The organism is Xanthomonas bromi (genome assembly GCF_900092025.1).
Taxonomy (GTDB): Bacteria; Pseudomonadota; Gammaproteobacteria; order Xanthomonadales; family Xanthomonadaceae; genus Xanthomonas; species Xanthomonas bromi.
This window is the reverse complement of sequence record NZ_FLTX01000115.1, coordinates 1-3,892: the sequence shown is the minus strand read 5'-3', so window position 1 is coordinate 3,892 and position 3,892 is coordinate 1. Positions and strand designations below refer to the sequence as shown.

Genomic DNA, 3,892 nt, shown 5'->3' with positions numbered 1-3,892 from the left:
CGGCCAAGCGCCGGGCTTTTTTGTTTCCGGAAGATTCCGTGACGGCCATGGCATCCGAGCAGGCCGACGGCCGCAGTGTCATGGCTTTTCACGACATACATGCATATCGAATTATAGATTTATGGGCATATAAGTTGAGAGTTGTCCATACATGGCGTGATGCTATGAGTTGCATACTGCACCTGATCTGGGGGCCGACCTGTAGCGGTAAAACCGAGGTCGGCGTGGCGCTGGCAGAGCAAACCGGATGGCCGGTTATCGCGCTCGACCGAGTTCAGTGCTGTCCGGAAATGTCCACGTGCAGCGGACGCCCGCTATCTGCTGAACTGCGCGGTACGCGCAGGATCTATCTGGCCTCGCGCGCTGTTCGCGAAGGCATTATCCCCGCGGATGAGGCGCACGCATTGTTGGTTGATCTGGTCGATAGACACAGCGCTGCCAGCGGCGTGATCTTGGAGGGCGGATCGATCTCCCTGATCAATCGCATGATCCTTGATCCTCACTGGGCGAACGATTGGCAGTGGCGCTCGCACAGGTTGCTGCTGGGCAATCGGGCAGACTTCCTGGACAGAGCCCTACGTCGCGTTGAGAAGATGCTGCGCACGGGCATGGAGCGGCCTTCGTTGCTGGAAGAGCTGGTGGCGTTATGGCCCAATTTCGCGCTTCGCCCGATTCTCGAGGATATCGACGGATACCGCTATGCGATCCGTTTCGCACGACAATGGAACTTACCGGTCGCCCAACTGCTGTCCCTAGGTGATGAGACGAAGCAGCGACTGATTCACGGTATCGCCAAGGAATATCTTGGCCACGCGCAGTGGCAGGAGCGGGACCTGCTTACGTTGCCAGCGAGCTGGCAAGCGCAGGAAGTATCGATGGGTGGCTCCAAGTCAGGATCACACCATCGGCTCTGACCAGCTTTTGCGGCCTGGCGCGACCGACTTTATCGTCGCGGGGCATTTTCGATATCTTCTGCTCCACTGGTCCTGCCAAAGCGATACCGTCTTGCGTGGGGTGCATGAAATTGATGTCAATATGCTCGATCGCCCGAGGAGCGCGCGCAGGGCCGTGCGGGGCACGCCCTGACTGTCCACTTGCTCGACGCATTACCCAAGCCCTGCCGGCGACGGCCGGGCTTTTTGTATCCGGAGACCCTGTGGCCTTCATCTCATCCGAGCATGCCGGCGGCCGCAATGTCGTTGCGTTTCTCGGAACGGCTTGCAAGTCAATCGCCGAATCGGCAAAATTCTCTATAACGCGAAGTAGCAACTCGCAACAAGCCCGGCCAAGTGCCGGGCTTTTGCGTTGCACAGACGACATGCCCGCAGTTAGGCGCTTGCGTTCGGGGCATCGGCAACTTAACTTTTCGGGCGCTAGGCCCGACTCGCCACTTGCGCTACGCCTAATCCAAGCCCTGCCGGCGACGGCGGGGCTTTTTCGTCTCCGGAGACCCTGTGGCCTTCATCTCATCCGAGCAGGCCGGTGGCCGCAATGTCGTTGCGTTTCTCGACATGGTGGCGTGGGCGGAAGGGACGGATAAGCCGGGCCAGCCGACGAAAGATCACGGCTACGACGTGCGCGTCGGCGGCGGCCTGTTCGAGGGCTATGCAGATCATCCGCGCCAGTCGATCTACGTGCCAACGCTGGGCATCTTCTCGACGGCGGCGGGCCGCTATCAGCTACTGCGGCGCTACTACGACGCGTACCGGAAGACGCTCGGGCTCACGGATTTCTCGCCGTTGAGTCAGGACTTGATCGCCCTGCAGCAGATCCGCGAGCGGCGCGCGCTGGGGCTGATCCAGGCAGGACGCATCCAAGAGGCGATCGCGAAAGTCTCCAACGTCTGGGCCAGTTTGCCCGGCGGCGGTTACAGGCAGTATGAGCAGACACTGGATGCGCTGATCGCCGCCTACGTGCGCGCCGGTGGGCAATTGACGGAGGAATGAAGATGGACGCGCAGTCGAGTACCGATGGTCGCCCGCGCGTTGTCCTGGGAACCTTCGAGCGCTGGGCGCTGGGGATCGCCGCATCGGTCACGACCACCGCATCGATCGCGTTGGTGACGACCGTGCTGCAGACCAAGAGCGCCGTGGACAAGGCCGCCACGCAAGAAGCGGTGCAGAAACTCTCCGAGCAACAGGCGGTGATGAATTCCAAGCTGGTGGACATCCAGGCGCAGTTGGCCGATGTGCCAGCGCTGAAGCTCGAAGTTGCCAAGCAGGCGATTCAGGTGGAGCAAAACAAGCAGGACATCAAAGAACTTCGGCAGCTGCGAGGGCTGAGGTGAGTATCCAACTGATCGAGAACTGGCACCGTGCTTGGAAATTCACCTCGGTGCAGGTGTGCACCGGGATCGTGCTGCTGCCTGACATCTATAACAGCGTCGCCGGCCTGGGTTGGCTGGAGGAGCTACCTGCACCGGCGAAGTGGGTGATCCGCGCGCTGGGGGCGCTGGGCGTTGTTGCGCGCATCGTGCAGAAAAAGGGGCCAGGAGAAACACCATGAGGACCATCGTCGCGATCGTGTTCGCGCTGTGCGGACACCTGTGGCTCGCGTTCTGGCTACTGCTGTGGAAGGTGATTGACCGATGACTGTGATCACCGATGCCCTGGCGCCCTACGCGCTGATCGTCCGTCTGGTGCTGTGGGGTGTGCTGACCGGTGGCTTGCTTGTCAGCGGCTGCCGGTATCGGGAGAGGACCGCCACCGACGCAGCGGCTACGCAAGTGCGCAAGGCCCAGGCTGCTGTTGGCAATGCGCTCGCCACGGCAAACGCCTGCGGCCAGCAGCTGAGTGCGGTCTCCGCCCAGACTCTGGCCGCCGAGAGGCGCGCTTCCAAGCAGTAGGCGGTAGTAGAAGCGGCAGCGCGCCAGGCGATGCAGGATGCAACCCTCGCTCGTGTGCAGGCCACATCGGCTGCCCGCGCGCTGCAAGCGGCCAAGGCCACGCCGACGTGTGCTGCCCAACTGGCAATGCCCTTGTGCCCCGAGATCCCCGTCCTATTACCCGCCTACGCCTGGCTGTGCTGGTGCTGGCCGGCTGCACCGAGAAGACCGTGAAACCGACCGTGCCGACCATGGTGCGTGTCCAGGTGCCGCAGTACGTGCGGTTGCCTGACGCGCTGACCAGGCCGTGCCCTGCCGTCCGTGCCAAGGGGCGCACCGTCGAGGCGGTGGTATCGGCCTACAACGCCAATGTCCCGACGCAGACAGAGTGCGACAAGCGCATGGCGCGCATCCGCGCGCTGCAGCCCGGTGCCGAGCAGCCGTGATTGGATGCGTTGAGAGAGGAGGATGAGGCTGCGCATGCCGACACGCCCACCACAGCACCGGCCAAGCTGGTGGACGCCCTACACCGAGGACAGCAAGCAGGCGCAGCGCAGGCAGGCGCGGCGCGCGCTGCCGACGAACGCAACAATGTGGCGACGATTACGTGCGGCACACCTGGCGAGCGAGCCGCTGTGTCGGCAGTGCGCCAAACTCGGCCGCGTGGTCGCCGCAACGGACGTGGACCACATCGACGGGGACGACAGCAACAACGCGCCGCAGAACCTGCAGTCGCTGTGCCACCCCTGCCATAGCCGCAAGACGGCCAAGGAGAACGGCGGCTTCGGGACGTCACGGCGGTGCGGGCTTGATCGGTTCGACGGCCTGCTGCTCGATCCGCGCGAGGGCGCCGAGGAGGACGGGACCGATTGCCCATGACGGGCAGGGGGGAGGGGCAAAGTTGGGGGCCTTTGCTTTGCGATCCGTGCGCCCCCTTTTCTTCGCGTTTCCACAGAATTTGATTTTCGGTTGGTGACCCATGGCCAGGCATAAACAGCCCGATGAGCTGGCCCGCCTCAAGAGGGCCGACAAGCAAAACCCACAGCGATACAAACGCCAAACACCTAA

At 62.9% G+C, this 3,892-nt stretch carries 7 protein-coding genes; all 7 read left to right on the top strand.

What is annotated here, in order from left to right; genetic code table 11:
- Nucleotides 1-47 precede the first annotated feature (47 nt).
- The 7 genes from XBLMG947_RS20715 (at nt 48) to XBLMG947_RS20685 (ending at nt 3,703) form a co-directional block, all read left to right on the top strand.
- Nucleotides 48-914, top strand: a complete 867-nt coding sequence (locus XBLMG947_RS20715) for an isopentenyl transferase family protein (RefSeq protein WP_245228295.1) — start codon at nt 48-50, stop codon at nt 912-914.
- Nucleotides 915-1,454: 540 nt separating this feature from the next.
- Nucleotides 1,455-1,946, top strand: coding sequence for a glycoside hydrolase family 24 protein (locus XBLMG947_RS20710; protein ID WP_065470393.1), 492 nt, complete (start codon nt 1,455-1,457; stop codon nt 1,944-1,946).
- Nucleotides 1,947-1,948: 2 nt separating this feature from the next.
- Entirely contained in the window at nt 1,949-2,287 is a 339-nt protein-coding gene (locus tag XBLMG947_RS20705; RefSeq protein WP_245228294.1) for a hypothetical protein, read from the top strand.
- Nucleotides 2,284-2,505: a DUF7940 domain-containing protein gene (locus tag XBLMG947_RS20700; RefSeq protein ID WP_065470391.1), complete on the top strand. Its 222-nt coding sequence runs from the start codon at nt 2,284-2,286 to the stop codon at nt 2,503-2,505. Before XBLMG947_RS20705 ends, XBLMG947_RS20700 begins: the two co-directional genes overlap by 4 nt.
- A gap of 82 nt (nt 2,506-2,587) precedes the next feature.
- Nucleotides 2,588-2,845: a hypothetical protein gene (locus tag XBLMG947_RS23890; protein ID WP_245228293.1), complete on the top strand. Its 258-nt coding sequence runs from the start codon at nt 2,588-2,590 to the stop codon at nt 2,843-2,845.
- Nucleotides 2,846-3,000: 155 nt separating this feature from the next.
- Nucleotides 3,001-3,270 carry an Rz1-like lysis system protein LysC gene (gene lysC, locus XBLMG947_RS20690; protein WP_065470394.1) on the top strand — a complete coding sequence of 90 codons (270 nt, stop codon included), beginning with the start codon at nt 3,001-3,003 and terminating at the stop codon, nt 3,268-3,270.
- A gap of 34 nt (nt 3,271-3,304) precedes the next feature.
- Nucleotides 3,305-3,703: an HNH endonuclease signature motif containing protein gene (locus XBLMG947_RS20685; RefSeq protein ID WP_245228291.1), complete on the top strand. Its 399-nt coding sequence runs from the start codon at nt 3,305-3,307 to the stop codon at nt 3,701-3,703.
- Nucleotides 3,704-3,892 lie beyond the last annotated feature (189 nt).

Bases quoted from the DNA above. Each gene is read 5' to 3' on its own strand.
- XBLMG947_RS20685 (WP_245228291.1), top strand. From the start codon at position 3,305: ATGCCGACACGCCCACCACAGCACCGGCCAAGCTGGTGGACGCCCTAC.
- XBLMG947_RS23890 (WP_245228293.1), top strand. From the start codon at position 2,588: ATGACTGTGATCACCGATGCCCTGGCGCCCTACGCGCTGATCGTCCGT.
- XBLMG947_RS20705 (WP_245228294.1), top strand. From the start codon at position 1,949: ATGGACGCGCAGTCGAGTACCGATGGTCGCCCGCGCGTTGTCCTGGGA.
- XBLMG947_RS20715 (WP_245228295.1), top strand. From the start codon at position 48: ATGGCATCCGAGCAGGCCGACGGCCGCAGTGTCATGGCTTTTCACGAC.